General features: G+C 64.0%; 27 protein-coding genes. 12 read left to right on the top strand and 15 right to left on the bottom strand.

Annotated elements, in window-relative coordinates; translation table 11 throughout:
* Nucleotides 1-9 precede the first annotated feature (9 nt).
* The 3 genes from mtgA to JQ600_RS19325 all read left to right on the top strand — a co-directional run bounded on the left by mtgA (nt 10) and on the right by JQ600_RS19325 (nt 1820).
* Nucleotides 10-687 (top strand): monofunctional biosynthetic peptidoglycan transglycosylase, encoded by a 678-nt coding sequence (mtgA, locus tag JQ600_RS19335; protein ID WP_212269859.1) that lies wholly within the window; start codon nt 10-12, stop codon nt 685-687.
* A 156-nt stretch (nt 688-843) separates the two neighbouring features.
* Nucleotides 844-1029 carry a 50S ribosomal protein L32 gene (gene rpmF / locus JQ600_RS19330; RefSeq protein WP_027540899.1) on the top strand — a complete coding sequence of 62 codons (186 nt, stop codon included), beginning with the start codon at nt 844-846 and terminating at the stop codon, nt 1027-1029.
* Nucleotides 1030-1172: 143 nt separating this feature from the next.
* Nucleotides 1173-1820, top strand: a complete 648-nt coding sequence (locus JQ600_RS19325; protein WP_212386702.1) for a hypothetical protein — start codon at nt 1173-1175, stop codon at nt 1818-1820.
* 27 nt (nt 1821-1847) lie between these two features.
* Here JQ600_RS19325 and JQ600_RS19320 read toward each other — a convergent pair whose 3' ends face one another.
* Entirely contained in the window at nt 1848-2135 is a 288-nt protein-coding gene (locus JQ600_RS19320; RefSeq protein WP_249133637.1) for a hypothetical protein, read from the bottom strand.
* Between the two features lie 241 nt (nt 2136-2376).
* Between JQ600_RS19320 and JQ600_RS19315 the strand changes: the two genes are divergently transcribed.
* Nucleotides 2377-4068 (top strand): bifunctional diguanylate cyclase/phosphodiesterase, encoded by a 1692-nt coding sequence (locus JQ600_RS19315; protein WP_212386485.1) that lies wholly within the window; start codon nt 2377-2379, stop codon nt 4066-4068.
* 174 nt (nt 4069-4242) lie between these two features.
* Here the strand turns inward: JQ600_RS19315 and phaR are convergent, their stop codons facing one another.
* On the bottom strand, nt 4243-4842 hold the full coding sequence (phaR, locus tag JQ600_RS19310) for a polyhydroxyalkanoate synthesis repressor PhaR (protein ID WP_212386486.1): 600 nt from the start codon (nt 4840-4842) through the stop codon (nt 4243-4245).
* A 313-nt stretch (nt 4843-5155) separates the two neighbouring features.
* On the opposite strand from phaR, the gene JQ600_RS19305 reads away from it, so the two are divergent.
* From JQ600_RS19305 to JQ600_RS19295, 3 genes are all read left to right on the top strand, one after another.
* Nucleotides 5156-6334, top strand: a complete 1179-nt coding sequence (locus tag JQ600_RS19305) for an acetyl-CoA C-acetyltransferase (protein WP_212269862.1) — start codon at nt 5156-5158, stop codon at nt 6332-6334.
* Between the two features lie 266 nt (nt 6335-6600).
* Entirely contained in the window at nt 6601-7326 is a 726-nt protein-coding gene (gene phbB, locus JQ600_RS19300; RefSeq protein WP_192736448.1) for an acetoacetyl-CoA reductase, read from the top strand.
* Between the two features lie 164 nt (nt 7327-7490).
* A complete protein-coding gene (locus JQ600_RS19295) occupies nt 7491-8366 on the top strand; it encodes a DMT family transporter (protein WP_212269863.1) in 876 nt (291 codons plus the stop codon).
* Between the two features lie 76 nt (nt 8367-8442).
* Here the strand turns inward: JQ600_RS19295 and JQ600_RS19290 are convergent, their stop codons facing one another.
* Nucleotides 8443-8892 (bottom strand): cupin domain-containing protein, encoded by a 450-nt coding sequence (locus JQ600_RS19290; RefSeq protein ID WP_212386487.1) that lies wholly within the window; start codon nt 8890-8892, stop codon nt 8443-8445.
* Nucleotides 8892-9659, bottom strand: a complete 768-nt coding sequence (gene gloB / locus JQ600_RS19285; protein ID WP_212386488.1) for a hydroxyacylglutathione hydrolase — start codon at nt 9657-9659, stop codon at nt 8892-8894. The genes JQ600_RS19290 and gloB overlap by 1 nt, the downstream gene beginning before the upstream one ends.
* Before the next feature lie 209 nt (nt 9660-9868).
* Here gloB and JQ600_RS19280 point away from each other — a divergent pair, with 209 nt between their 5' ends.
* Nucleotides 9869-10612: a methyltransferase domain-containing protein gene (locus tag JQ600_RS19280; RefSeq protein ID WP_212213815.1), complete on the top strand. Its 744-nt coding sequence runs from the start codon at nt 9869-9871 to the stop codon at nt 10610-10612.
* 71 nt (nt 10613-10683) lie between these two features.
* On the opposite strand, the gene JQ600_RS19275 is transcribed toward JQ600_RS19280, so the two are convergent.
* From JQ600_RS19275 to JQ600_RS19255, 5 genes are all read right to left on the bottom strand, one after another.
* Complete coding sequence (locus tag JQ600_RS19275; protein ID WP_212035821.1) at nt 10684-11448, bottom strand: DUF4167 domain-containing protein; 765 nt, start codon at nt 11446-11448, stop codon at nt 10684-10686.
* Nucleotides 11449-11979: 531 nt separating this feature from the next.
* Nucleotides 11980-12870, bottom strand: coding sequence for a peptide chain release factor N(5)-glutamine methyltransferase (gene prmC, locus JQ600_RS19270; RefSeq protein WP_212386489.1), 891 nt, complete (start codon nt 12868-12870; stop codon nt 11980-11982).
* Nucleotides 12867-13946, bottom strand: coding sequence for a peptide chain release factor 1 (prfA, locus tag JQ600_RS19265; RefSeq protein WP_212269867.1), 1080 nt, complete (start codon nt 13944-13946; stop codon nt 12867-12869). The genes prmC and prfA overlap by 4 nt, the downstream gene beginning before the upstream one ends.
* Nucleotides 13947-14000: 54 nt before the next feature.
* A complete protein-coding gene (gene ptsP / locus JQ600_RS19260; RefSeq protein WP_212386490.1) occupies nt 14001-16268 on the bottom strand; it encodes a phosphoenolpyruvate--protein phosphotransferase in 2268 nt (755 codons plus the stop codon).
* Nucleotides 16269-16555: 287 nt separating this feature from the next.
* Complete coding sequence (locus tag JQ600_RS19255; RefSeq protein WP_212386491.1) at nt 16556-17809, bottom strand: aspartate kinase; 1254 nt, start codon at nt 17807-17809, stop codon at nt 16556-16558.
* Between the two features lie 200 nt (nt 17810-18009).
* Between JQ600_RS19255 and JQ600_RS19250 the strand changes: the two genes are divergently transcribed.
* From JQ600_RS19250 to JQ600_RS19240, 3 genes are all read left to right on the top strand, one after another.
* Nucleotides 18010-18489 carry a PH domain-containing protein gene (locus JQ600_RS19250; RefSeq protein ID WP_212269870.1) on the top strand — a complete coding sequence of 160 codons (480 nt, stop codon included), beginning with the start codon at nt 18010-18012 and terminating at the stop codon, nt 18487-18489.
* A gap of 3 nt (nt 18490-18492) precedes the next feature.
* Nucleotides 18493-19251 (top strand): bifunctional 2-polyprenyl-6-hydroxyphenol methylase/3-demethylubiquinol 3-O-methyltransferase UbiG, encoded by a 759-nt coding sequence (gene ubiG, locus JQ600_RS19245; protein ID WP_192736458.1) that lies wholly within the window; start codon nt 18493-18495, stop codon nt 19249-19251.
* 243 nt (nt 19252-19494) lie between these two features.
* Nucleotides 19495-20394: an EamA family transporter gene (locus tag JQ600_RS19240; RefSeq protein ID WP_212269871.1), complete on the top strand. Its 900-nt coding sequence runs from the start codon at nt 19495-19497 to the stop codon at nt 20392-20394.
* A 201-nt stretch (nt 20395-20595) separates the two neighbouring features.
* Here the strand turns inward: JQ600_RS19240 and JQ600_RS19235 are convergent, their stop codons facing one another.
* From JQ600_RS19235 to JQ600_RS19215, 5 genes are read right to left on the bottom strand one after another with little or no spacing between them, the layout of a single operon-like run.
* Entirely contained in the window at nt 20596-20739 is a 144-nt protein-coding gene (locus JQ600_RS19235; protein WP_212386492.1) for a hypothetical protein, read from the bottom strand.
* 13 nt (nt 20740-20752) lie between these two features.
* On the bottom strand, nt 20753-21232 hold the full coding sequence (locus tag JQ600_RS19230) for a DUF1178 family protein (protein ID WP_212386493.1): 480 nt from the start codon (nt 21230-21232) through the stop codon (nt 20753-20755).
* Nucleotides 21229-22107: a carbon-nitrogen hydrolase family protein gene (locus tag JQ600_RS19225; RefSeq protein WP_212386494.1), complete on the bottom strand. Its 879-nt coding sequence runs from the start codon at nt 22105-22107 to the stop codon at nt 21229-21231. The genes JQ600_RS19230 and JQ600_RS19225 overlap by 4 nt, the downstream gene beginning before the upstream one ends.
* The gene (gene grxC / locus JQ600_RS19220) at nt 22104-22379 is read right to left on the bottom strand and encodes a glutaredoxin 3 (RefSeq protein WP_212269875.1); all 276 of its coding nucleotides are present in this window, start codon (nt 22377-22379) and stop codon (nt 22104-22106) included. Before grxC ends, JQ600_RS19225 begins: the two co-directional genes overlap by 4 nt.
* A gap of 44 nt (nt 22380-22423) precedes the next feature.
* Nucleotides 22424-23233 carry a ComF family protein gene (locus JQ600_RS19215; RefSeq protein WP_212490035.1) on the bottom strand — a complete coding sequence of 270 codons (810 nt, stop codon included), beginning with the start codon at nt 23231-23233 and terminating at the stop codon, nt 22424-22426.
* 237 nt (nt 23234-23470) lie between these two features.
* On the opposite strand from JQ600_RS19215, the gene JQ600_RS19210 reads away from it, so the two are divergent.
* On the top strand, nt 23471-24313 hold the full coding sequence (locus JQ600_RS19210) for a methyltransferase domain-containing protein (RefSeq protein ID WP_212386496.1): 843 nt from the start codon (nt 23471-23473) through the stop codon (nt 24311-24313).
* A 24-nt stretch (nt 24314-24337) separates the two neighbouring features.
* On the opposite strand, the gene JQ600_RS19205 is transcribed toward JQ600_RS19210, so the two are convergent.
* Nucleotides 24338-24877 (bottom strand): ester cyclase, encoded by a 540-nt coding sequence (locus JQ600_RS19205; protein ID WP_212269878.1) that lies wholly within the window; start codon nt 24875-24877, stop codon nt 24338-24340.
* Nucleotides 24878-24906: the final 29 nt, after the last annotated feature.

The following is a 24906-nucleotide window of genomic DNA, read 5'->3' as shown; positions in this document are numbered from 1 at the left end:
CATCCGAATTTGCGCTTTGTCCGAATCTTATTGCTGATTTTGCTGGTGCTGCTGCTGTTGCCGTATCTGGTGACGCCGTTCTATCGCACCGGCCATCCGGTCTCGACGCTGATGGCCTGGCGCTGGCTCAAGGGCGCGCCGGTGTCGCGGCAATGGATCGATTTCAAGGCGATTTCGCCGGCGCTGCCGCGTTCGGTGGTGGGCTCCGAGGACGCCAAATTCTGCGGCCATCGCGGGGTCGATTGGAGCGCGCTGCAGGATGCGATCGAGGATCACGAAGAAGGCGAGGTGTCGGGTGGCGGCTCCACCATCACCCAGCAGGTGGCCAAGAACCTGTTCCTGTGGCCGGGCCGCAGCGTGGTCCGCAAGGCGCTGGAGCTGCCGCTGGCGATGTGGATCGACCTGGTGCTGTCCAAGCAGCGGATTCTCGAAATCTACCTCAATATCGCCGAACTGGGCCCCTCCGGGCAGTTCGGCGCCGAGGCAGGGTCCCAATACGCGTTCGGTCGTTCGGCTGCGACCCTGTCGCCGCGCGAGGCGGCCCTGCTGGCGGCGATCCTGCCCAATCCGGTCAGGCGCAGCGCCCGTAATCCCGGCCCCGGGGTGCGGCGTCTGGCCGGCACCTACATGGCGCGGGCGAATGCGTCCGCGCTGCAGCGGTGCTGGAGCGAAAATCGTGCATTTTGAGCCAATTTTCGGCCGATTTAACCTTGGCAAAGCCTAGCTTTACGCCATCCCTTCCTCTATAAGCGCGGCCTTATCGGCATCACAGCCCGTGCTTTGAAGCGCTGGGCGGTCCGCTACCAGGACGATGCCCTCCGACAACACCCCTAGAGGACCGTTATGGCCGTTCCCAGAAGAAAAACATCGCCCTCGCGGCGTGGCATGCGCCGCTCGGCGGACGCCCTGAAGAAGCCGACCTATGCCGAAGACAAGGATTCGGGCGAATTGCGCCGTCCGCACCACCTGGACCTGAAGACCGGCATGTACAAGGGCCGGCAGGTTCTGAAGGCCAAAAAGGAATCCTGATCGGGCCCAGGCTTGGCGCGGCGATTCAGCCGTGCCTGCCTGAATTCGGCCAACGGATGGGGTAAGACGGTTCCCGGTGGCGAAGCGCGATGCTTCGCCTTAGGAGCGTTCAAGTTTCCTTTAGTAAGGCCTCGCCGATGTCCATGGTCGGATTTCCGCTACTCCTGATTCCGCTCGCGATCTACAACATCATCGCCTTCCTGATGCCGGAAGTCGCTTTCAGCACGCCGCTGCTGAAGCTGATGCTGTTGTCGGGCGTGGAATGGCAGGTGACGCTGAGCGACGTTCTGATCGCGGTCGGCATCTTCCTGTTGATGTTCGAAGTCATCAAAGGCGCGCGTCCCGGCGCGAAATATTTCACCGACCATCTGCTGTCGCTGATCGTGTTCGGCGCGGCCGCTGCCGAATTCGTGCTGTGGCCGAAGTTCGGCACCTCGACCTATTTCCTGCTGACGTCGCTTGCGCTGGTCGACTTCCTGTCCGGCCTTGCCTTGCGCACGCGGCGGCGCGCGGTCGTGGCGCCTGCGGTGTCCGCCAAGGGCGCCAGAAGACCTGAGCCGAAAGCTGAGCCGCAGGCCGAGCCGCCAGTGGCCGAGCCGAAACCCGAGCCTGCGCCCGTACAAACGACAGCGCCGCCCGCGGCATCGGTTGCTGAATCAGTGTTGCTGGATCACCCGGAACCGGCGCCCGCGCCGGCGGCCGCGCCCCATGCGGCCTCGCCGGAAGTCCCCTCGCCGGGGATACAGCCGGGTAGCGGTGCGACACCGTCGCCGGACAAGCCGCCGCGCTGACCGGTCCGTCGGATCAGATTTCTTGCTTCAGATGACCTGCCGGGTCCGCCGTGCCACGCTGCGGCGTTCCTGCGGGTGTGCGCCATAGGCGGCCTGCGCATCCTCGATCGAGGCACGTCGCATGCAGCGCGTTTGTGGGGCCTGGTCGGCGGTCGCGATCAGTTGAGTCAGAAAGGTCGGGTCGGGTCGCGCCATGGTCGCTTTCCGCGACCAGTGCACCGTTTGGGTCACCGGCACGAGCGCGACACAGGCCGGCGCGTCGGCGTCGGAGACGTCTACGTCCAAAATATCTTCTGATCGTTCGGTATCGAGCATCGCACTGAACCGGCTAAAACTGTCACGTTTTGGGACGTGACACCCTACTGCGATCTGCTCCTCGCAAGGCCTATGCCGATGCGTCCCGGTTGGTTCCCTCAAGGTTTGCGACAGCCGTAAAACGTGGTTTCCAGATTATTTATGAACTTTGCCTAGCGTCTGATTCGATAGAACCACTATCCTGAAGGTGCCAGAATCACCTTTGCCTGTCGTTGGGCTGTCCCGAATCGAGGCGACTTTGATGTCCGCTGTCCCGCAAGCCTCCAGCATCCTCGCTTCGCTCGGGCAGGCCACGTTCGTCTGGGATCTCGCCGCCGACAGCATCGCTTGGAGCGACAACGCCGCCTCGGTCTTTACCGACATCGCCCCGGAAGCGCTGGCCAGCGGCGCCGCGTTCGCCAAGCTGATCGAGCCGAAAGGGTCGATCCGGTCAGACGCGCTGGGTCACACCGCCCCGGCACGCGGCGGCGAAGGTGTCGCCTACCGGGTCGAATATGGCGTGCGGGCCTCGACCTCCGCGCCCGTGATCTGGATCGAGGAAACCGGTTGCTGGTTTGCCGGCGCCGACGGCAAGCCGGCGCGCGCGCAAGGCGTCGTCCGCGTCGACAATGAGCGCCGCGCCCGCGATGAGCAGCTCGTGCGGCTCTCGCGGCACGACCCGCTGACCGGCGAACTCAATCGCACCCACCTGATCGCAGCGCTCGCCGAGGCGATCGAGGAAGCCGCGCGCTTCCGTTCGTCATGCGCCTTCATGCTGATCGGCATCGACCATCTGGCGCGCGTCAACGACGCTTTCGGCTTCGATGTCGCCGATGGCGTGATCGCGGAAGTCGGAAAGCGCATTCGTGCGCGGCTGCGCGGCGGCGACGTGCTCGGGCGATTCTCCGGCAACAAATTCGGGCTGATCCTGCGCAACTGCACCGTCGACGACACCAATGTCGCGGCCGAGCGGTTTCTCGCCGGTATTCGCGACGAGGTGGTGCCGACCGTATCCGGACCGGTGTCGGTAACGGCGTCGATCGGCGCGATCAGCATCCCGCGTTACGCCCGCAGCGCCGATGAGGCCGTCACCCGCGCCCAGGAAACGCTGGACGGCGCCAAGAGCCGCCGGGCCGGATCGTTCTCACTGTGGAAGCCGAATGTCGAACGCGACGCGCAGCGCCGCGTCAACATCCGTGTCACCGATGAAATCGTTACCGCGCTGAACGAGCGCCGGATCGTGACAGCGTTCGAACCGGTGGTCGAGGCACGCTCGCGCCAGCCGGCGTTCTACGAATGCCTGGTGCGGATGGAGCAGGCCAACGGCCAGGCGTTGCTGGCACCGGATATCGTCCCCGTCGCGGAACGACTTGGCCTGATCCGGATGGTCGATCACCGCGTGCTGGAACTCGCGGTCGCCGAACTCGCGGCGTCACCGAACGTGCAGCTCAGCCTCAACATCTCACCCGACACCACGATGGATCCGGACTGGTCGGCTTCGATCGAATCCCTGATGCGTGCGCATCCGGGCGTGGCCGAACGGCTGATCGTGGAAATCACCGAGACCGTGGCGATCCAGGATATCGACGACATCAGAGGCTTCGTCACCAGGCTGAAGAATTTCGGCAGCCGGATCGCGATCGACGATTTCGGCGCCGGCTACACCTCGTTCCGCAATTTGCGCAAGCTCGGTGTCGACATCGTCAAGATCGACGGCGCCTTCGTGCAGAACATCGCGCGCTCGGCCGATGACCGCGCCTTCGTGCAGACGCTGATCGATCTGGCGCGGCGGCTGCAGATCAAAACGGTGGCGGAATGGGTGCAGGACGAAGAGTCCGCGGTCATGCTGCGCGAATGGGGCTGCGACTACATCCAGGGCCGCCTGATCGGCCTCGCATCACCGGAGCGGCCGTGGGCCGTGCCGGCCGAGACGGTGTTGCCGGCGGCGAGTTGATCAGCGTAGCGTTGAAATGTTTCCGTCGTCCCGGCGAAGGCCGGGACCTATACGCCGCGGCTCATCGATGGGGCGCGGTGGTAGACGCCCTCACGCGACAACAAAGATTTGTGGTTATGGGTCCCGGCTCAAGGCCGGGACGACGTATGGAGAGAGTGGAGCGCGGAAGAAAAACTACTCTTCCTTCTTCGGCTCTTTCGACATGCGCTCGAGGCGGTCCTGCATGTCTTTCATCTGACGGCGAAGATCATCGATATTGTCTTCGGCAGCCGCCGGCTCCGGCAGCTTCTCGGGTTCGACTGACGCCACGCCGCCGCGCGGCGGCACGAACGGCTTGAACATCGAGAACGTCTGCTGAAACAGTTCCATGTTGCGGCGGACGTGTTCTTCGAGCGGCGCAAATGGCGTTCCCGAGAACGTGTTGGTGAGCTGCTTGCGGAACTTTTCCTGCTCGCGCGTCAGCGTGTCGATCGATTGTTCCAAATATTTCGGAACCACCATCTGCATGCTGTCGCCGTAGAAGCGGATCAGCTGGCGCAGGAACGTGGTCGGCAGCAGATTTTGCCCCGCCTTGTTTTCCTGCTCGAAGATGATCTGCGCCAGCACCGAGCGGGTGATGTCGTCACCGGTCTTGGCGTCATAGACGAGAAAATCCTCGCCATCCTTCACCATCGCTGCGAGATCCTCGAGCGTCACATAGGTGCTGGTGCCGGTATTATAGAGCCGCCGGTTAGCGTATTTCTTGATCGTGGTGGGTTGGTCTGACTTGGCCATGGCCATGGGGCTCACACATCGATACCGAGAGCGGGGAACCCGACGGCATCGCCGGCGGGCAGACGAGCAACGCAACGCAGCAAAGTAAGCATTTTCAATGCGGCTCGGCTACCGTTTTGTGCGGCACGGTTAATTCCAAGGCATGGGTACTGCTATGGAAACTGCCAAGGACGCTATTTTGAATGCGCCGCGGCGTGATTTTCCCCTCTGGCCGATTGACACAGGATGCCTAGGTTAACAGGATAGTCCCAAGAGACAGGCCCGCCATCCGGCCGCCCGCCGTCGAGAAACCTCAAGCCCACAGGAGATGTCCATGTCAGACGATGTCGTCATCGTCAGCGCCGCCCGCACCCCGGTCGGCAGCTTCAACGGCGCGTTCGCCACCACCCCGGCCCATGATCTTGGCGCCATCGCCATCAAGGCCGCGCTGGAGCGGGCTGGCATCGAGCCGGGCCGCGTGTCCGAAGTCATCCTGGGCCAGATCCTGACCGCGGCGCAGGGCCAGAATCCCGCCCGCCAGGCCTCGATCGCGGCCGGCATCCCGGTGGAAAGCCCGGCCTGGGGCGTCAACCAACTCTGCGGCTCGGGCCTGCGCACCGTTGCGCTCGGCTATCAGGCGCTGCTCAACGGCGATTCGGAAATCGTCGTCGCCGGCGGCCAGGAATCCATGAGCATGGCCCCGCACGCGCAATATCTGCGTGGCGGCGTCAAGATGGGCGGCCTCGAACTGGTCGACACCATGATCAAGGACGGCCTGTGGGATGCCTTCAACGGCTATCACATGGGCAACACCGCCGAGAACGTCGCGCGGCAGTACCAGATCACCCGCGCGCAACAGGACGAGTTCGCGGTGCACTCGCAGAACAAGGCCGAGGCCGCGCAGAAGGCCGGCAAGTTCAATGACGAGATCGTCCCCGTCACCATCAAATCCCGCAAGGGCGACATCATCGTCAGCGCCGATGAATATCCGCGCCATGGCGCCACCGTCGATGCGATGGCCAAGCTGAAGCCCGCCTTCGAGAAGGACGGCACGGTCACCGCCGGCAGCGCGTCCGGCATCAATGACGGCGCCGGCGTGGTGGTGCTGATGACCGCCAAGCAGGCCGCCAAGGAAGGCAAGAAGATCCTCGGCCGCATCGCGTCCTGGGGCCAGGCCGGCGTCGATCCCAAGATCATGGGCACCGGGCCGATCCCGGCTTCCCGCGCCGCGTTGAAGAAGGCCGGCTGGAACATCGCCGATCTGGACCTGATCGAGGCCAATGAAGCGTTCGCGGCGCAGGCCTGCGCCGTCAACAAGGACCTCGGCTGGGATACCTCCAAGGTCAACGTCAATGGCGGTGCGATCGCGATCGGCCATCCCGTCGGCGCTTCCGGCGCCCGCGTGCTGGTGACGCTGCTGCACGAAATGCAGAAGCGCGATGCCAAGAAAGGCCTCGCCACGCTGTGCATCGGCGGCGGCATGGGCATTGCCATGTGCATCGCACGCGACTGAACCATAGCGTTTTCAAGCGAAGCGGGTACCGGTTCGCGTCAAGAAAACGCGTACAGATAAAAGGCAGATAGGATGCGTTGTTGATGAAAAGTTCATCTGTCAACCACGGCTCAAATCGATAAAACTGAAATGCCCGGTCTTGCGCCGGGCATTTTCATCTCTGGTGCGTTATCGAGTGAGAAAACGCACCGCACTTTGAAGAGCAGGCTTCGTCAAAAGACCGGGACAATTCCGGCTCGTAAAAAGACCACCAAGGAGGACTACGCATGGCACGTGTTGCATTGGTTACGGGGGGCACGAGAGGCATTGGTGCTGCGATCAGCAAATCGCTGAAGGCGGCGGGCTACAAGGTTGCGGCGAGCTATGCCGGGAATGACGCCGCGGCGGAGAAATTCAAATCGGAGACCGGCATTCCCGTTTACAAATGGGACGTCAGCTCGTTCGACGCGTGTGCGGCCGGCGTCAAGCAGGTCGAGGCCGATCTCGGCCCGGTCGACGTGCTGATCAACAATGCCGGCATCACCAAGGACGGCGCCTTCCACAAGATGACGCTCGAGCAGTGGAACGCGGTCATCAACACCAATCTCGGCTCGCTGTTCAACATGACCCGCCAGGTGATCGAAGGCATGCGCGCCCGCAAGTTCGGCCGCGTCATCAACATCTCCTCGATCAACGGCCAGAAGGGACAGTTCGGCCAGGTCAATTACTCGGCGGCCAAGGCCGGCGACATCGGCTTCACCAAGGCCTTGGCGCTGGAGAACGCCAAGGGCGGCATCACCGTGAACGCGATCTGCCCCGGCTACATCAACACCGAAATGGTGCAGGCGGTGCCGAAGGACGTGCTGGAGAAGAGCATCCTGCCGCTGATCCCGGTCAATCGCCTCGGCGAGCCCGAAGAAATCGCCCGCGCGGTGGTCTTCCTCGCCGCCGACGAAGCCGGCGCCATCACCGGCTCGACGCTGACGATCAACGGCGGGCAGTACATGGTGTGATTGCTGCGGTCCCGTCGGATCCTCGCAGCCACAATCTATCAAGAAGGCGTCATGCCCGGCCTTGTGCCGGGCATCCACGTCTTTACTACTCCATAACAAGAAGACGTGGATGGCCGGGACAAGCCCGGCCATGACGGAAAAATCTCGCACCGTTGCCGGCCAAGATGACTCCCCGTACCGCCACACTTATCGGACTGACCGCGATCCTGATGTGGTCGCTGCTGTCGGTCCTGACGGTTGCGACCGGGAAAATTCCGGCGTTTCAGCTCGCGGCGATGACGTTCGCGATCGGGGCGGCGGTCGCTTTCATCAGCTTCATCTGGCGGCCCGCGGCCTTCGCCGCGTTACGGCAATCGCCGACCGCGTGGGTGGTCGGCGTCGGCGGGCTGTTCGGCTATCACGCGCTGTATTTCCTGGCGCTGCGCTTTGCGCCGCCGGCCGAAGCCGGGCTCTTGAACTATCTCTGGCCGCTTTTGATCGTGCTGTTCTCCTCTCTGCTGCCGGGCGAGCGGCTGGCGGCGCATCACATCATCGGCGCGCTGCTCGGTCTCGCCGGCACGGTGTTGCTGTTGTCAGGCAATAGCGGCGGCGGCTTTGCGCCGGCGCAGATTCCGGGACTGGCGGCGGCCTTCGTCGCCGCCTTTGTGTGGGCGGCCTATTCGGTGATGTCGCGCAAGCTCAAGGCGGTGCCGACCGACGCGGTGGCCGGCTTTTGCCTCGCCACCGCACTGCTCGCGGCTCTCGTCCACGGCATGGTCGAGACCACGGTCTGGCCTGAAACGTCAGGGCAATGGCTTGCCATTATCGCACTCGGCGTCGGTCCGGTCGGCGCTGCGTTCTTTACCTGGGACATCGGCATGAAGCGTGGCGACATCCGCGTGCTCGGCGCGGCATCCTATGCGACGCCGCTGCTCTCGACCGCGTTTTTGATCCTCGCAGGCTTTGCCACGGCGAGCGCCACGATTGCGATTGCCGCGATCCTGATCGCCGGCGGCGGCCTGATCGCGGCAAAGGATATGGTGTGGAGAAAAAGACCGTAGGATGGGTGGAGCGCAGCGATACCCATCATCTCACCGCACGGACGCAACTGATGGGTATCGCTTCGCTCCACCCATCCTACGAAGAAGGCTCCCAATCCTTCGGCGCCATCTCGAACGTTGCAAAATCGAATCCCGGCGCAACCGTGCAGCCGACCAATGTCCAGTCGCCGGTGCTCTCGGCGGCTTGCCAGGTGTCGGGCGGCACGATCGCCTGCGGCTGCTCGCCGGCGGCGAGGTTCGGGCCGAGCCTGAAACTCCATTGCCCGTCATCGTCGGCGATTTTCAACGTCAGCGCGCTGCCGGCGTAGTAATGCCAGACCTCGACGGCATCAATGCGATGCCAGTGCGAGCGCTCGCCGCGCGCCAGCAGGAAATAGATCGCGGTGGATCGCGAACGGCCGTTCGCATCGGTGCGGGAATCGCGAAACGTCTCGCGATAATGCCCGCCTTCCGGATGCGGCTTCAGCTCGAGCCGCGCGATGATCTCGGCGGCACTTGTCTCGGCAGTACTTGCCGGAAGCGTCATCAGGACTTGTTCTTGCGTTCACGCAATTCGCCGAACACGTCGGCGGCGTTGGCGCCCTTCATGTGCAGCTTGGCGGCGACCGACGGCTCGTCGGCGCGCAGGAACACGTTGGCCTTCTTTTCCTCGCCGAGCAGGGTTGGAATCGTCGGCTTGTTCTCGGCGCGCAGTCTGGACACTTCCGCGGCACGCGCGACCAATGCGGGATTGTCGGGCTCGACCGTGAGCGCGAATTTGACGTTGGAGGCGGTATATTCGTGGCCGCAATAGAGTTTGAAATCATCCGGCAGCGCGCGCAGCTTCAGCAGCGAATCCCACATCATGGGATAGTCGCCTTCGAACACCCGGCCGCATCCGATCGAGAACAGCGTGTCGGCGGCGAACAGCGCTTTCTCGCTGTCGAACACATAGGAGATGTGGTCGAGCGTGTGGCCGGGCGTTTCCAGCACACGCACCAGGAGGCTGCCGACCTTGATGACGTCGCCATGGGCGGCGCGCAGATCGACATTGGCGATACCAGCGGATTTGTCGTGCGGGGCGACGACGCGGCAATTGTACTTCTGCTTCAGCTCGGCGACGCCGCCGACATGGTCGTGGTGGTGATGGGTGATCAGAATATCCGTCAGCGTCCAGCCTTCGCGCTCCAGCGCCTTGAGGATGGGGCCGGCTTCCGGCGCGTCGATCGAGGCGGTCGCTTTGGTCGCGCCATCGTGGATCAGATAGCCGAAATTGTCGTTGAGGCAGGTAAAGGTGCGAATTTCCGAAGCCATGGTATCTCCACGAACAGTATGAGTGATTTCTTGCCTGAGCATGATTTCTTCGGAAAACCGGGGCCCACCCCGCCATTGAAGTGCGGGGCGCGCCTTTCCCGATCAAGCTCTAACACGCCACATATGGGCAGGAAATATGGCGTTAACGCTCCTGCGGCAATGCAAATTTCCAGGCCCCGCGGGGAATAGCGGCGTGATAGATTGAACCCATGACCATCGACGTCATCGATCTCCGCGATTTCTATTCGCGCCGCCTCGGCATCGTGGCGCGGCAGCTGATCAATCGCGGCATCCGGGCGCGATGGCCCGATGCGGATGGGCTTCGCGTGCTCGGGCTAGGTTATCCCACGCCCTATCTCGGGCTGTTTCGCGAAGATTCCGAACGCTGCATCGCGTTCATGCCGGCGGCGCAGGGCGTGCTGAAATGGCCGACGGCGCGGCCGGCGCTGGCGACCCTGATCGATGAATTCTCGATGCCGTTGCCGGACGCCGCCGTCGATCGCATCCTGCTGGTGCATGCGCTGGAAATGTCGGACGATCCGGAACGTTTGCTGCGCGAGGTGTGGCGTGTGCTGGCGCCGTCGGGGCGCCTGATCGCGGTGATTCCCAATCGCCGCGGCGTGTGGACCCGCACCGACAACACGCCGTTCGGCCATGGCCGACCCTATTCGCGCGCGCAGATCACGCAATTGCTGCGGCAGACCTGGTTCACGCCGACGGCGTGGGGCGAGGCGCTGTTCCTGCCGCCGGTCGGCAAAGGCTGGTTCCTGCGTTCGGCGATGGCGTGGGAGCGCGTCGGCGCGGCGCTGTCGCTGCCGTTCGCCGGCGTGCACATCGTGGAGGCGACCAAGCAGGTCTATCGCGCGATTCCCGCGCATCGCGAACGCACGCGGCTGATTCCTTCGCTGCAGCCGGTGCTGGTGCCATCGTCGACGACGGCGACGCGGGCATGAAAAAGGGCGGGCACGCTTGCGCGATGCCCACCCTTTGAAAACTGCCTGTGCGCAGCTGGCGCTTACGCTAACTACTCATTCCCCGGATTGAAATCTTCGCTCGGGACCGGCGCGGCGGCTGCGTTGTCGGGACGCGGGCCGTGCGGCCGGCGGCGCCGGCGCGGGAAACGTTCACCGCCGCCATTGCCTTCGAAGGCGCCGGGTGCGGCGTTCACCTGCGGCTGCGGCCCGGTGATGAAAGACGGCAGGCGGTCGACACCGCCGGTATCGGCAATCACCGGCTGCGGCTGGGGCTGCGGCTGATATTGCGGCTGCGGACGATGTTCGCGTTGTTCGCGATGATGCTCGCGCGGCTGCTGGTCGCGGTCGCGCGGGAAGGGTTGCCCCTCACGCGGCTGGAAATCGCGCTGCTGATTGTTCTCGCGTGGCACGAACGGCTGTTGCTGCTGCGGCACGAAGCCCGGCTCCTGGCCGAAATGATTGAAGTTCTCGCCTTCTTCGTCGTGCTCCTCGGCCGGCATTTCGTTTTCGGTGCGCGGCTGCGGCTGGTTCTGCCGGAATTGCTCCTGGGCGGCAGCGATCAGGCGGAAATAATGTTCGGCGTGCTGGTAGTAATTCTCGGCCGCAACCGGGTCGCCGGATGAGCGTGCGTCACGCGCCAACTGGACGTATTTCTCCGCAACGTGGGAGGCGGTGCCGCGAATCTTGATGTCGGGTCCGTTCGATTCGAACACCCGGGTCATCGGGTTTTGACCGCGCCGGTTATTATTGTTGTTGTTGTTATTATTGTTGTTATTCCGGTTACGCATCCGCTTGTTGTTCTGACCGTTTCTCATGTCTCGCCTTTATTCCAGCCCTGAAGTTATGCCGTTGCCGTCGTAGCCTCACCGGATAGGGCACACGACTGTGCGCACCGATTCACGGTGTCGTTCAAATTCATGACGTCGATTTCGCCAACCCTCGCGTTCAACAAGGACGCGTTCCCCAACCGCCGGCGTTCACAGCCGGCCGGACCAAATTACTTAGCCTGCCAAAACCAGCCCAACAGAAACACGCCCGGCCGAAACAAGCTCAACAGCCGCTGGAGCACAGGCTCTACGTAACTGTTTTGCGTGACTGTTTCTTGCGTAGGTATTCAAGCGCAATATCAGGCTTTCGTTCGCTTTGCGGTCGAGAGCAGCACAGCTCAGGCTATTGCGCTCGATTGGACCTGCGTTTTGGAACCTTTCACTCGGCGGGCTCTCGTTTCGAGAACTCAGGCCTCCACCCGTTATTACGGGGGCGGCAACCCTGGACCGATGTTGTGAGCGGAACGTAGTCGCTCCCGGGCAATATTCCAAGCGGTTTTTTTGCGTTCCAATAGGGCCTTATCGGGGCATTTTGCCGCCCGCGACCGCCCGCGGAATGCCCGCCAGATCGGCTTTGGGGGCGCCTGCTGGGATTAGCCCCGCAGCCGCCATCAAGGCCTGGATTTGCCCACTTTGGCCCTCCCCGGCCTCCACAACCAGGGCCGCGCCCGGCGCCAGGAGAAGTGCGGCCTGCGGGATCAGCGCGCGGTAGGCATCCAGCCCGTCGGCGCCGCCATCGAGCGCCGCCCGCGGGTCATATTCCCTGACATCGGCGGCCAGACCCGCGATATCAGCCGAGCGGATATAGGGCGGGTTGGACACGATCAGGTCGAAGGGTGCGGACAACCCGGTGGCGTAATCGCACGCGACGAACGTTGCGCGATCGGCAAGGCCCGCATCCGCGGCGTTGGTCTCGGCGGTCTGCAAGGCCGCCACCGAAATATCGGTGCCGAACCCGTGCGCGCCTGGCAATTCCGACAACAGCGCTAGCAGAATCGCGCCCGAGCCGGTGCCGAGATCGGCGATGCGCAATGTGCGACCTGGCGCGCCGTCGGCACGCAGCAATTCCAGCGCCAGCTCGACCACCGTCTCGGTATCGGGCCGCGGCACCAGCGTCGCTGCCGAGAGTTTGAGCGGCAGGCCCCAGAACTCCTTGTGACCGACAATGCGCGCGACCGGCTCGCTTTGCAGCCGACGCTGCGCGAAATGGTCCAGCCGCGTTGCTTCATCTGCCGTGAGCTGCCGCTGTGCGGCCGTGATCAAACCAGTGAGATCGAGGCCAAGCACCGCGCCAATCAGCAAACGCGCATCGATTTCGCTGGAGTCGATCGCGCCGGTTTTGAAGCGCGCGGCGAGCGTGCGCCGCGCCGTCTCGACGGTTTGTCCGGCGAAAGCGTCGTCGGCGCTCACGCCGCCGTGCCCTGGGCGGCGAGTTGAGCGGCCTGGTGCTCGGTCGTCAGCGCGTCGGTCAATTCGCTCAAGCTTTCGCCCGCGATCACCTGCGGCAGTTTGTAGAGCGTCAGATTGATGCGGTGATCGGTGACGCGGCCTTGCGGGAAATTATAGGTGCGGATGCGCTCGCTTCTGTCGCCGGAGCCGACCTTCTCGCGGCGGTCGGCCGCGCGGGTCGCATTGATGCGCTGTTGCTCGGCGTCGTAGATGCGCGAGCGCAGGATGTTCATCGCCGAGGCGCGGTTCTTATGCTGCGAGCGGCTGTCCTGCATCATCACGACGATGCCGGTCGGGATATGGGTGATGCGGATCGCCGATTCGGTCTTGTTGACGTGCTGGCCGCCGGCGCCCTGCGCGCGCATGGTCTCGATCCGCAGATCGTCGTTCTTGATGTCGACGTCGACATCCTCGACCTCGGGCAGCACCGCAACGGTTGCCGCCGAGGTGTGGATGCGGCCCTGGGTCTCGGTGTCGGGCACCCGCTGCACCCGATGCACGCCGGATTCGAATTTCAGTTTGGCGAACGCGCCGCGGCCCTGCACCTCGGCGATGATTTCCTTGTAGCCGCCCATGGTGCCCTCGCTGGCGGAGATCACCTCGACCTTCCAGCCCTGCAGCGCGGCAAAACGCTCATACATCCGGAACAGGTCGCCGGCGAACAGCGAGGCCTCGTCGCCGCCGGTGCCGGCGCGGATTTCCAGCATCACGTTGCGGTCGTCCATCGCGTCTTTCGGTAACAGTGCGACGCGGATCTTCTGCTCGAGTTCGCCAACGCGCGTCTGCAGCGTCTCGAGCTCGGCTTCCGCCATGCCGCGCATGTCAGGATCGGCCGCGGAATCCGCCAGCAACGTCTCGGTGTCTGTTATCTCGGCGCGCGCCGCGCGATAGGCCTTGACGGCATCGATCAGTGGATTGAGCTCGGCGAGCTCGCGCGTGATCTGGACGTATTTCTCTGAGCTCAATTGACCGAGCAGCTCCGCCTCGAGCGAAGCGTGATGGGCGAGCAGGATATCGAGTTTGGCTTCGGGTAACATGTCGGAGTTCTCAATGGCGCAAAGGGAAGGGGGTGTTGCCGGGGCAGAGCCTCGCTACAACGACAACCCTTCGGCTTCCGCGAATTCCGTCAGCTTCTGCCGGATCGAGACGCTGCCGGACGGCGCTTCGAGTAGCGGCATCATGACGGCCTCGGCCTTCCTGGCATCGAGATCGAGGATCAGCGCTTTCACCGGGCCATGCGCGGTCGCCGACAGCGACAGCGAGCGGTAACCAAGCGCGATCAGCGCCAGCGCGCCGAGCGGTTTTGACGCCATCTCGCCGCACAGCGAGGCGCTTTTCTTTGCCGCATCGGCCTTGCGCACGATGTCGCGCAAGGCCCTCAAGATCGGCGCCGACATGGTGTCGAACCGTTCGGAGACCTTGGCATTGCCGCGGTCGACCGCGAACATGAACTGGAACAGGTCGTTCGATCCGATCGAGATGAAATCGACCTTCTTCAGGAGTTCGTCCATCTGGTAAAGCAGCGCCGGCACTTCGACCATGGTGCCGACGTCGATGCGTTCCGGCAGCGCGTGGCCGTGCTGACGCAGATAGGTCAGCTCGCGCTCGACGATGGCTTTGGCCTGATCGAACTCGGCGACTTCCGAAATCATCGGGAACATGATCTTCAGCGCGCGGCCGCCGCCGGCGCGCAATAGTGCGCGAATCTGGCCGCGCAACAGGCCGGGCCGGTCGAGCCCGAGCCGGATCGCGCGCCAGCCGAGCGCGGGATTTTCCTCGATCACGGTCTCCATGTAGGGCAGCGCCTTGTCGCCGCCGATGTCGAGCGTGCGGAACGTGACCGGTTTCGATCCCGCGGCGTCCAGCACCGTGCGATACAGCGCGAGCTGGTCAGAGGTGCGCGGCAGGCTCTGGCCGACCATGAATTGCAGTTCGGTGCGGAACAGCCCGATGCCGGCGCTGCCGGTGTCGTCGATATGCGGCAGGTCGATGACGAGGCCGGCATTGATCATCAGCTCGATCTTCTGGCCGTCTTTGGTCACGCAGGGCTTGTCGCGCAGCGCCGAATATTGCGCCTGCCGCCGCGCGCGGAACCGGACCCGCTCGGCATAGGCCGATTCGATCTCGGCCGAAGGGCGCACATAGATCGAGCCCGAGGTGCCATCGACGATGATGGCGTCGCCGGGATCGGCGAGCCCCGGCGCGTTCGGGATTTCGCCGACCGCGGGAATGCCGAGCGCGCGCGCCACGATCGAGACGTGGGAATTGGCGGTGCCTTCCTCCAGCACCAGGCCGCGCAGGCGCTTGCGGTCATAGTCGAGCAGGGCGGCCGGGCCCATCGCGCGCGCGATCAGGATCGCATTGTCGGGCAGCTGTTCGCGTGACGGCGCGTGGTCCTGGCCGACCAATTGCCGCATCAGGCGGTGGCCGAGATCTTCGAGGTCGTGCAGGCGGTCGCGCAAATAGGGATCGGTCGAACGCAGCATGCGCGCGCGGGTGTCGGACTGCACGCGCTCGACGGCGGCTTCCGCCGTGAGGCCGGTGGCGACCGCCTCGTGCAGCTTGTGCGACCAGCCATGGTCGTTGGCGAACATGCGGTAGGCTTCCAGCACCTCGCGGTGCTCGCCGCCCTCGGCGACGTCGCCGCGCTCCAGCATGCGGTCGAGATCGGCGCGCAGCTTGGTCAGCGCCGCGTCCAGCTTCTTGATTTCCTTCGGCAGGTCTTCGGCAATGTAATTGGTGATGACGACGCGCGGCTCGTGCAGCACGACGTGGCCGAGCGCGATGCCGTCGGACAGGATCGCGCCGGCCTTGTGCAGGGAATGCCGCGCCGCGGGTTCCGCGCCGGGCTGCGCCAGCGCCGCCAGCTCGCCGGAGGCGATCATCTCGGCGACCACCATCGCGGTGGTCTGCAGCGCCTCGACCTCTTCCTCGACGTAAGTGCGCTTGGCGCGATTCTGCACGACCAGCACGCCGAGCGTGTTGCCGGCGCGCAGGATCGGCACGCCGAGGAACGAATGATAGATTTCTTCGCCGGTTTCCGGGCGGAACGAGAACGCCGGGTGGGTTTGCGCGTCGGAGAGGTTGAGCGGGGTGGCCTCGCTGGCGACCAGGCCGACCAGGCCCTCATGCGCGCTCAAGACCGTTCTATGGACGGCGTCGCGGTTCAGACCCTCGGTGGCGTAGAGTTCGAGCGTGTTATCGACGCGCAGCACGTAGGTCGAGCACACCTCGGCCACCATGTTGGCCGCGATCAGGACCACGATCTTGTCCAGCCGCTCCTGGGCGGAGACCTGCTCCGCCATGGTTTCGCGGAGCCGTCTCAACAAGACGCGGGGGCCTCCCGACGTGCTCCGCATCTGTCAAAATCCTCCCCCGCGAGGCCAGCGTGCCGGGTGGCCGGGCGCTGGCGTGAAACTCAACAATAGCAACAATTTTATTCATTCGGCGCCGCCGCAAGCCGCCCCAAAACCATCGAATCGGGATCGCCAAACTGTGGCACAGTTTGCGGCAGCTCACCTGTCAGGCCGTATAGCCAATCGAGGCTTGCTTTGCCAAGCAAAACGCCTGCCAGTAGCAATAACGTCTGTGTAAGGCCAATGCTGCGGGCGCTAAGAGAAAGTAATTCTAGAGCAGAACCGATGCTCTAGGCCTGGTCGAGCCCATAGAGCGTGTGCAGCGTGCGCACCGCAAGCTCGGTATAGGCGGCGTCGATCAGCACCGAGAACTTGATCTCGGAGGTGGTGATGGCGCGGATATTGATATTTCGCGCGGCAAGTGCGGTGAACGCCTGTGCGGCGACGCCGGCATGGCTGCGCATGCCGCTGCCGATCACCGAAACCTTGGCGACGTCAGTGGCACTGTCCAGCCGCTTATAGCCGATCTTGTCCTTGGCCGAGGCGATGGTGTCCCTGGCGCGGGTATAGTCGGAGGCCGGCACCGTGAAGGTCAGGTCGGTGGTCTTGCCGTCCTCGGAGACGTTCTGCACGATCATGTCGACATTGATGTTGGCGTCCGCGAGCGGTCCGAAGATCGCGGCGGCAACGCCCGGCTTGTCCTCGATCTGGCGCACGGAAATCTGGGCTTCGTCCTTGGAGAAGGCGATGCCGGTGACGACGTGGTTTTCCATGATTTCCTCCTCGCTGCAGATCAGCGTGCCCGGCGGCGTGGCGTGCGGGTCGATATCCTCGGGCTTGTCGAAGCTGGAACGGACGAAAACCGGCATACTATGCACCATGCCGAGTTCCACCGAGCGCACCTGCAGAACCTTGGCGCCCTGGGAGGCCAGTTCCAGCATGTCCTCGAAGGCGATCTTGTCGAGCCGCCGCGCCTTGGGAACCACGCGCGGGTCGGTGGTATAGACGCCGTCGACGTCGGTGTAGATGTCGCAGCGGTCGGCACGGATGGCGGCCGCGATCGCTACCGCCGAGGTGTCCGAACCGCCGCGCCCCAGCGTGGTGATTCGGCCCGTCTGCGGATTGATGCCCTGGAAGCCGGCGATGACGGCGACTTCCTTGCGGTCCTTGAAACGGTTGATGATCTCGCTGCCGTCGATTTCGAGGATCCGCGCCGAGGCGTGCGCGTCCGAGGTCCGGATCGGGATTTGCCAGCCCTGCCAGGAGCGGGCCTGAATGCCGATCGCCTGCAGCGCGATCGCCAGCAGTCCGGACGTGACCTGTTCGCCGGAGGCCACCACCGCGTCATATTCGCGGGCGTCGTGCATCGGCGAGGCGTCGCGGCACCAGTCCACCAGCTCGTTGGTCTTGCCGGACATCGCCGACACCACCACGGCGACGTCGTGCCCCGCATCGACTTCGCGCTTCACGTGACGCGCGACGTTGCGGATTCGGTCGATATTGGCGACGGATGTACCGCCGAATTTCATCACGAGGCGGCCCATGACGACGCGTGCATTCCCTGTGAGGATAAGTATGGTGGCCCGCACGAAAATGGAGCGCCCGGGCCGAAAGCGGCGTATACATAGCGGCGCGTCCCGGGGCAAGCATCCGGGTGCATTTTCGGTCTAAAATGGCGCAAAATGCTGTGGTAGCGGGTTAATTCAGGTCGGGCGCAATTTAGGTCAGGTGCAAGGTTAGGTGTATGGGGCGTTATATCGACGATATCCTGCAGCCCGGCGAGAAGGTGCTGTATTCCACCAATGCACACTGGATCTTCTTTCTGCCGGCGATCGTGCTCTGGGCCGCGGCACTGGCGCTCTTCGTGGGCTCGGGAATGATCCCGGCGGGGCCCATGGTTTTGGTCCTCTGGTCGCTGTCGGCGATCGTGGCCATTGGCGCGTTGTACAAGACGGCTACCGCCTGGTTCCATCGCTGGACCACCGAAACCGACGTCACGAATTTCCGTGTCATCCACAAGACCGGTTTTGTTAAGCGGCAAACGTTCGAGATGAGCGTGGACAAGGTCGAGAGCGTCGACGTCAACCAGAGCATCCTCGGCCGCATCCTCAACTACGGCGACGTGACGGTGCTTGGGGTCGGCGAGGGTGGCAAGACCCTCGACACCATTGCTTCGCCGTTGGCATTTCGCAATGCCATCACGGCACGACCGGCCGGTGCGTAAATCATGGCCATGCAAACAAATCACGCCGGCGCATCGGGCAGCACGGTCGATCCTGCCGAAGTCGCAAAATTCTCAAAGCTGTCGGACGAGTGGTGGGACCCCAAGGGCAAGATGGCCCCGCTGCACAAGATCAATCCGCTGCGGCTGACCTATATCCGCGACGCCGCCTGCCGCAAGTTCGAGCGCAACGTCAAAAGCCTGAATTGCCTTGGTGGCCTGCGCATCCTCGATATCGGCTGCGGCGCCGGCCTGCTCTGCGAGCCGTTCACGCGGCTGGGCGCGCAGGTGATCGGGATCGATCCCTCCGCCACCAATATCGCGGCCGCCAAGCTGCATGCCGACAAGGGCCATCTGTCGATCGATTACCGCTGCACCACGGCCGAGGAGATGGACGTGCGCGAGCGCTTCGACATCGTGCTGGCGATGGAAGTGGTCGAGCACGTCACTGACGTCGGCGTCTTCCTCAACCGCTGCGCGGCGATGCTCAAGCCGGGCGGGATGATGGTGCTCTCGACGTTGAACCGCAACTGGAAGAGCTTTGCGCTGGCGATCGTCGGTGCCGAATATGTGCTGCGCTGGCTGCCGCGCGGCACCCATGAGTGGAACAAATTCGTCACCCCCGACGAACTCGCCCAGCATCTGGCCAACAACCGGCTTGCCATCACCGAACAGGCCGGCGTGGTCTACAACCCGCTCGCCGACAAATGGAGCATCTCGTCCGACATGGACGTGAACTACATGGTGGTCGCGGAGGAGATGTAATTTTACCTCGCCCCGCTTGCGGGGAGAGGTCGGCGCGTAGCGCCGGGTGAGGGGGTACAGGTCTAGCGATACATCGTGCTCGCGGTGAGAGCCCCTCACCCCAACCCTCTAAGAGCGAGCTTTGCTCGTCTCGACCCCGTAAGAACGGGGAGAGGGAGCAGATCGCAATCCTGTCATGCGCCGTTCCGGTTGACCGCGTGCGCTGCGCCCGGCACGGTGCGGTACCCCTCCGACGGTATCCCCATGTTCACGGTCGCCTCGCTCTGGATTCCCTTCACCATCATTGCTGCGCTCGGCCAGGTCGCGCGCAATGCGATGCAGCGGTCGTTGACGGGGCCGCTCGGGACCTGGGGCGCGACCAATATCCGTTTCCTGTTCGGCTTCCCGTTCTCGATCATCTTCTTTGCGGTTGTCGTGACAGTCACCGGCGACCATATCCCGTGGCCGACGGCGGCGTTCTGGCCCTGGCTTTTGCTGGGTGCGCTGAGCCAGATCGTCGGCACCGGCATGATGCTGCTGGCGATGAACGACCGCTCGTTCGTGGTGACGACGGCGTACCTGAAAACCGAGGCGATCCAGACCGCGATCTTCGGCTTCATCTTTCTGGCCGATCATCTGACGGTGCTGAAAGTGGTCGCGATCCTGATTGCGACCGCCGGTGTCGTCATCGCGGCGCTGCGGCCGGCTGGCGGTAAGGGTTTTGCCGACCTGAAGCCGACGCTGCTGGGCCTTGGTGCCGCCGCGGCATTCGCGTTATCGGCGGTCGGCTTTCGCGGCGCTGTCATCGTGGTGCCCGGCGTTTCCTTCGTGACGGCCGCGTCCTACACGCTGGTGTTCGGCCTGTTCGTGCAGACGCTGGTGCTGTCGATCTATCTGCTGATCCGCGCGCCCGACGTGCTCAAGAAAATCCTGGGTCTGTGGAAGCCCTCGATGCTGGCGGGCTTCATGGGCGCGTTCGCCTCGCAATTCTGGTTTTTGGCGTTCGCGCTGACGGCAGCCGCCAATGTGCGTACGCTGGCGCTGGTCGAGGTGCTGTTCGCGCAGGCTGTGGCGTATTATTCGTTCAAGCAACCGCTATCGGCGCGGGAATTGGCGGGGATCGTGCTGATCGTGGCAGGGGTGGCGCTGCTGGTGGCGGCGTAGCTGCCGTCATTGCTCACGCAAGCCTGGACAGCACGTCAGGCGCGATGGTTGCCAATCGGCCACGAAGCTCAGGGTTTGCAAGATCGTGATTGCGGCCGCTATTGTTTCCTCGTGGCCGGCTTCAGACTGAATATCCTCGCGGCATTCCACAAGGTTCGCCCACTCTTCGACGACGGCAGCGTCAATCTCGCCACGGACGAATCACTGCAGAACGGTAGCGATGTCCTGCCGTGCCAGTGTGATGGTTGGTTCAGCATCCCAGGAGATTGAAGCAAGTGCCAGCTTCAAGTCGGCCAGTGGCGCATCCAGATGGATCAGCGAGGAGAGGATCGCCTGTCGGCTCATGTCGGGGACGAGATCAGTTTCTGTCGTCCGGCAGCACCGGCAGCGGCGAGACCTCGACGCCTTCGTCGATCAGGGCGCGGGCTTCGTCGGGCGACGCCTCGCCATAGATCGGGCGGTGCTCGATATCGCCGTAATGCATCTTGCGCGCTTCGTTAGGGAAGCGCTCGCCGACATTATCGGCGTTCTTTACGATGTGATCGCGCAATTCCTTGATCTTGGCGCGCAGCTCGAGTTCCTGCGCCATCAACAGCGGCGTGGCCTCGGTTGCCGCGCCTTCGGTGCTTGCGACTTCTGCAGGCGGTACGGCGCGCGCGTCCTCGCGGCCCTTTTTGCTGACGATCTGCGGAGCCATGATGGCGCGCTCGACCTTGACCGAGCCGCACGACGGACAGCTCACCAGCTTGCGCTTCTCCTGGCTCTCATAGGCCGACGAGCTCTGAAACCAGCTTTCGAAAGCATGGCCCCGTTGGCAGCGCAGGCTGTAGCGGATCATGCCGAGCCCCGGACCAGATGCAGATGTTCAGGGCCGGCCTTGGGATCGGCGATGCCAAAGCGACGTCCGTGCTGCAGCGACGGCACGGTTTTGCGTGCGGTCTCGACTTTGGAAGTGTCGATCTCGGCGAGGAACACGCCGGGTTCGACGCCGCCCTCGGCGAGGATCTCGCCCCAGGGCGCGACGATCAGCGAATGCCCATAGGTCTCGCGCTTGTTCTCATGCAGGCCGCATTGCGCGGCGGCGAACACGAAGCAACCGGTTTCGATGGCGCGGGCGCGCAGCAGGATGTGCCAATGCGCTTCGCCGGTCTTGCGGGTGAAGGCGGACGGCACGGTGAGGAACGACGCGCCGCTTTCGGCGAGCGCGCGGTAGAGCGCCGGAAAGCGCAGATCGTAGCAGATCGTGAGCCCGATCCGGCCCCACGGCAGGTCCGAGATCACGGCGGTTTCGCCCGGCTGGTAATTGGCTGACTCGCGATAGCTCTCGCCGCCGGGCAGGTCGATGTCGAACATATGGATCTTGTCGTAGCTGGCGAGCAGATTGCCGTCAGGCCCGATCAGGAACGAACGGTTGACCGCGCGCTCCGGCGAGAAGCGCAGCGCGAGCGAGCCGACATGCAGATGGATCTTCAGCTCCGCCGCCAGCGCCCGATAGGCCTTCAGCGACTTGTCGTCTTCCTCAGCTGCCAGATGCTCGAACAGCGCCTTGCGGTTCAGCTGCATCATGTTGCTCACCTCGGGGGTTTGCACATAATCAGCGCCCTGCGCCGCCGCTTCGCGGATCAGTTTCATGCCCTGCTCGAGGCTCGGCTCCGGCAGCAGGGAGGTGCGCATCTGCACCATCGCGGCGGTGAAGGTCGTGGCAGCGCTCATGACGAGGCCTTTTCTCCCGCCAGCAACGCATCGAGCCTGCCCGCGCGATCCAGCGCGTAAAGCTCGTCGCAGCCACCGACATGGGTTGCGCCGATGAAGATTTGCGGAAACGTCGAGCCGGCGCCGGCCCGATCGTACATCTGTTCGCGATAGGAAGGGTCGTTGGATACGCTGAGTTCGGTAAACGCGGCATTCTTGCGCGTCAGCAGGGATTTGGCCGCGGTGCAGTAACCGCAGCCGGGGCGGGTGTAGATTTCAATGGCAGCGGTCATGGAGCGCTCTGGTTCGCAAGTTCCGGAAATGGCAAGTCTTTGAATTATATGGGAGCCCGGTGGGTGTCCACAACCCGCGCGAATACCAGCACGTCGACCTGCGCGGCCTTGGCGCGCAATAAGGCACGGGCGCAGGCGTCGGTGGTGGCGCCGGAGGTCAGGACGTCGTCGATCAGGACCACGCGGCGGCCCTGGATGTCAGCCGTGCGGTCGGCGGCGACCTTGAAGGCGCCCTGCACATTGCTGGCGCGCTGCGAACGCGACAGCCCGATCTGCTGTTCGGTCGCCCGGACCCGCCGGAGCGCCTCGGAGGCCAGTTTCACCCCGGTTTGACGCGAAATCACCCGCGCCAGCGCGCCGGACTGGTTGTAGCGGCGGCTCCAGCCACGCCGCCAATGCAGGGGAACCGGGACCAGCACGTCGGCTTCCCCAAGCAATTCCTGGCCCGCGCGGGCCATCCAGCGCCCCATCGCGGGGGCCAGATCGGTGCGGTCCTGGTATTTCAGCGAATGAACCAGCGTGCGCGCGACATCGTCGTAGCGCACGGCGGCGCGGGCGCGCTGGTAGGCCGGCGGATTGGCAATCGCCTCCATCGACAGCAAATCGGGCCCGGGGTCGTAGACAAAGGGAATGCCGAGCCGCGGGCAAAATGGCGGCGCGATGAACGACAATTTGGCCCAGCATTCCGAGCAGACGCCCTCGCCATCGACCGGCTCGCGGCAGGAAACGCACAGCGTCGGCAGCGCGATGTCGAGCGCCAGCCTTGGAATATGCGCAAACACGCCGCGCGCGGCGTTCAGCACGCCGCGCAAATGGGTGGAGATGGAGCGTGCTGGTGATGCCTCGGCGTCCATGGGGTGAGGCTAGCGCCGCGCGGCGCAGTGCTCAAGCGACGAAAACCGGTCTCCGTTCCCCGGATGCTGCGCAGCGCGCCGCACTTGCGGCGTGGTGCGCTGCTGATCCGGGGTCCATCTGACTGCGAGTCTGGGTCCCGGTTCTGCGAAGCACCGCTGCGCGCTGCATCGCGCCCGGGACACGAGATAGGCGCATCCCAGATTGCCAGAGACGCGCTAACCAGCGTACCAACCGCCATGGCTCCGAACCCGACCGCCGCACCCATCCTGTTCGACCGCGCGCTGTTGCGCGCGCGGCAGGATCGTGCGCGCCGCCTTGGGCCAGCGACGTTCCTGCTCGATCGCGTCACCGAGGATATGGAAGAGCGGCTGGCGGCGGTGACGCGGGATTTTTCCGACGTCGCCGAAATCTGGACGCCGGTCGAGCTGCTGCGCAAGCCGGTGGCGAATCGTTTCAAATCCATCACCCGGGTCGAACCGGATGAAACGGAAACGCTGCGGCTTGCGCCGGAATCGCTCGATCTTGCGGTCTCCGCGCTCGCCTTTCAATTCGTCAATGATTTGCCTGGCGTGCTGGCGCAGATCAGGCGCGCGCTGCGGCCGGATGGATTGCTGCTGGCGGCGATGATCGGCGGCGATACGCTGACCGAACTCCGGCAGTCGTTTGCGGCGGCGGAGGCCGAATGCGAGGGCGGAGTGTCGCCGCGCGTCGCACCCTTTGCCGATCTGCGCGATGTCGGCGCGCTGCTGCAACGCGCGGGCTTTGCGCTGCCGGTCACCGACGTCGATCGCGTCGTGGTGCGCTACGACAGCGCATTGGCGCTGACGGCCGATCTGAGAAGGATGGGCGCGACCAATATTCTGGTCGAGCGCCGGCGGGCACCCACCCGCCGCGCCACGCTGCTGCGGATGGCGCAGATCTACGGCGAACGCTTTGCCGATTCGGACGGCCGTATCCGCGCCACCTTCGACGTGATCTGGCTGTCCGGCTGGGCGCCACATGAAAGCCAGCCCAAACCGCTGCGGCCGGGTTCGGCGAAAGCCAGCCTGGAGGCGGCGGTGAAGGGGAAGACGAAGTAGAATTGTGATTCGTGAGCCGTCTGGTCAGGCTACGATGGAGGACAGGGTCAGCGTCGAAATCACCCCCGCAAGCAGGCCGAGGCCCGCCGCAAACCACACACGGTATCCGGCAAGCCACATCAGCAGGAGATGCCTGGCAGGAAATGCGCCGATCTGGGTCAGGATCGTGAGCATGTCAGCGCAGATCCACTCCTCGGCGATCTTGCCATCAGCAATGCGGTACAGTTCGCAGCTTTGGTAATCGACGCGCTTTCCGGTCGGCTGATTTCCCAGGAACTCGCCGGTGTGCGTTCCGGTAAAGCGAAGACGCACCGCCACCTTGTCATCGGCTGCAAACATGTCCTGCGCTTCGATCTGAATGTCGGGAAAAGCGTTGAAGAAGGCTTCCGAATTCCTTCGCCATATGCGCCGGCCGCGCATTTGATGCGGCACCCCGGCCAAGTTAATGATGAAGTCCGGCGACAGGAACTCGGCAGCAGCCACAATGTCCCTGCGGCTCAAGGCGGCGAAGGCGCTACGCATCAATGCGATATTTCCCTGGGATGCGGTATTGGTGGCGAGCACGACGGGACTCCAATTGACAATCGAATTGG

Source organism: Bradyrhizobium sp. AUGA SZCCT0176 (genome assembly GCF_018130145.1).
Classification (GTDB): Bacteria; Pseudomonadota; Alphaproteobacteria; order Rhizobiales; family Xanthobacteraceae; genus Bradyrhizobium.
The sequence above is the reverse complement of the archived record's forward strand: the minus strand, read 5'-3'. Positions and strand labels throughout refer to the sequence as shown.

Coding starts and splice junctions, on each gene's coding strand:
- rpmF (WP_027540899.1), top strand. CDS start 844: ATGGCCGTTCCCAGAAGAAAAACATCGCCCTCGCGGCGTGGCATGCGC.
- JQ600_RS19325 (WP_212386702.1), top strand. CDS start 1,173: ATGGTCGGATTTCCGCTACTCCTGATTCCGCTCGCGATCTACAACATC.
- JQ600_RS19320 (WP_249133637.1), bottom strand. CDS start 2,135: ATGCTCGATACCGAACGATCAGAAGATATTTTGGACGTAGACGTCTCC.
- JQ600_RS19315 (WP_212386485.1), top strand. CDS start 2,377: ATGTCCGCTGTCCCGCAAGCCTCCAGCATCCTCGCTTCGCTCGGGCAG.
- phaR (WP_212386486.1), bottom strand. CDS start 4,842: ATGGCCAAGTCAGACCAACCCACCACGATCAAGAAATACGCTAACCGG.
- JQ600_RS19305 (WP_212269862.1), top strand. CDS start 5,156: ATGTCAGACGATGTCGTCATCGTCAGCGCCGCCCGCACCCCGGTCGGC.
- phbB (WP_192736448.1), top strand. CDS start 6,601: ATGGCACGTGTTGCATTGGTTACGGGGGGCACGAGAGGCATTGGTGCT.
- JQ600_RS19295 (WP_212269863.1), top strand. CDS start 7,491: ATGACTCCCCGTACCGCCACACTTATCGGACTGACCGCGATCCTGATG.
- JQ600_RS19290 (WP_212386487.1), bottom strand. CDS start 8,892: ATGACGCTTCCGGCAAGTACTGCCGAGACAAGTGCCGCCGAGATCATC.
- gloB (WP_212386488.1), bottom strand. CDS start 9,659: ATGGCTTCGGAAATTCGCACCTTTACCTGCCTCAACGACAATTTCGGC.
- JQ600_RS19280 (WP_212213815.1), top strand. CDS start 9,869: ATGACCATCGACGTCATCGATCTCCGCGATTTCTATTCGCGCCGCCTC.
- JQ600_RS19275 (WP_212035821.1), bottom strand. CDS start 11,448: ATGAGAAACGGTCAGAACAACAAGCGGATGCGTAACCGGAATAACAAC.
- prfA (WP_212269867.1), bottom strand. CDS start 13,946: ATGTTACCCGAAGCCAAACTCGATATCCTGCTCGCCCATCACGCTTCG.
- ptsP (WP_212386490.1), bottom strand. CDS start 16,268: ATGCGGAGCACGTCGGGAGGCCCCCGCGTCTTGTTGAGACGGCTCCGC.
- JQ600_RS19255 (WP_212386491.1), bottom strand. CDS start 17,809: ATGGGCCGCCTCGTGATGAAATTCGGCGGTACATCCGTCGCCAATATC.
- JQ600_RS19250 (WP_212269870.1), top strand. CDS start 18,010: ATGGGGCGTTATATCGACGATATCCTGCAGCCCGGCGAGAAGGTGCTG.
- ubiG (WP_192736458.1), top strand. CDS start 18,493: ATGGCCATGCAAACAAATCACGCCGGCGCATCGGGCAGCACGGTCGAT.
- JQ600_RS19240 (WP_212269871.1), top strand. CDS start 19,495: ATGTTCACGGTCGCCTCGCTCTGGATTCCCTTCACCATCATTGCTGCG.
- JQ600_RS19235 (WP_212386492.1), bottom strand. CDS start 20,739: ATGAGCCGACAGGCGATCCTCTCCTCGCTGATCCATCTGGATGCGCCA.
- JQ600_RS19230 (WP_212386493.1), bottom strand. CDS start 21,232: ATGATCCGCTACAGCCTGCGCTGCCAACGGGGCCATGCTTTCGAAAGC.
- JQ600_RS19225 (WP_212386494.1), bottom strand. CDS start 22,107: ATGAGCGCTGCCACGACCTTCACCGCCGCGATGGTGCAGATGCGCACC.
- grxC (WP_212269875.1), bottom strand. CDS start 22,379: ATGACCGCTGCCATTGAAATCTACACCCGCCCCGGCTGCGGTTACTGC.
- JQ600_RS19215 (WP_212490035.1), bottom strand. CDS start 23,233: ATGGACGCCGAGGCATCACCAGCACGCTCCATCTCCACCCATTTGCGC.
- JQ600_RS19210 (WP_212386496.1), top strand. CDS start 23,471: ATGGCTCCGAACCCGACCGCCGCACCCATCCTGTTCGACCGCGCGCTG.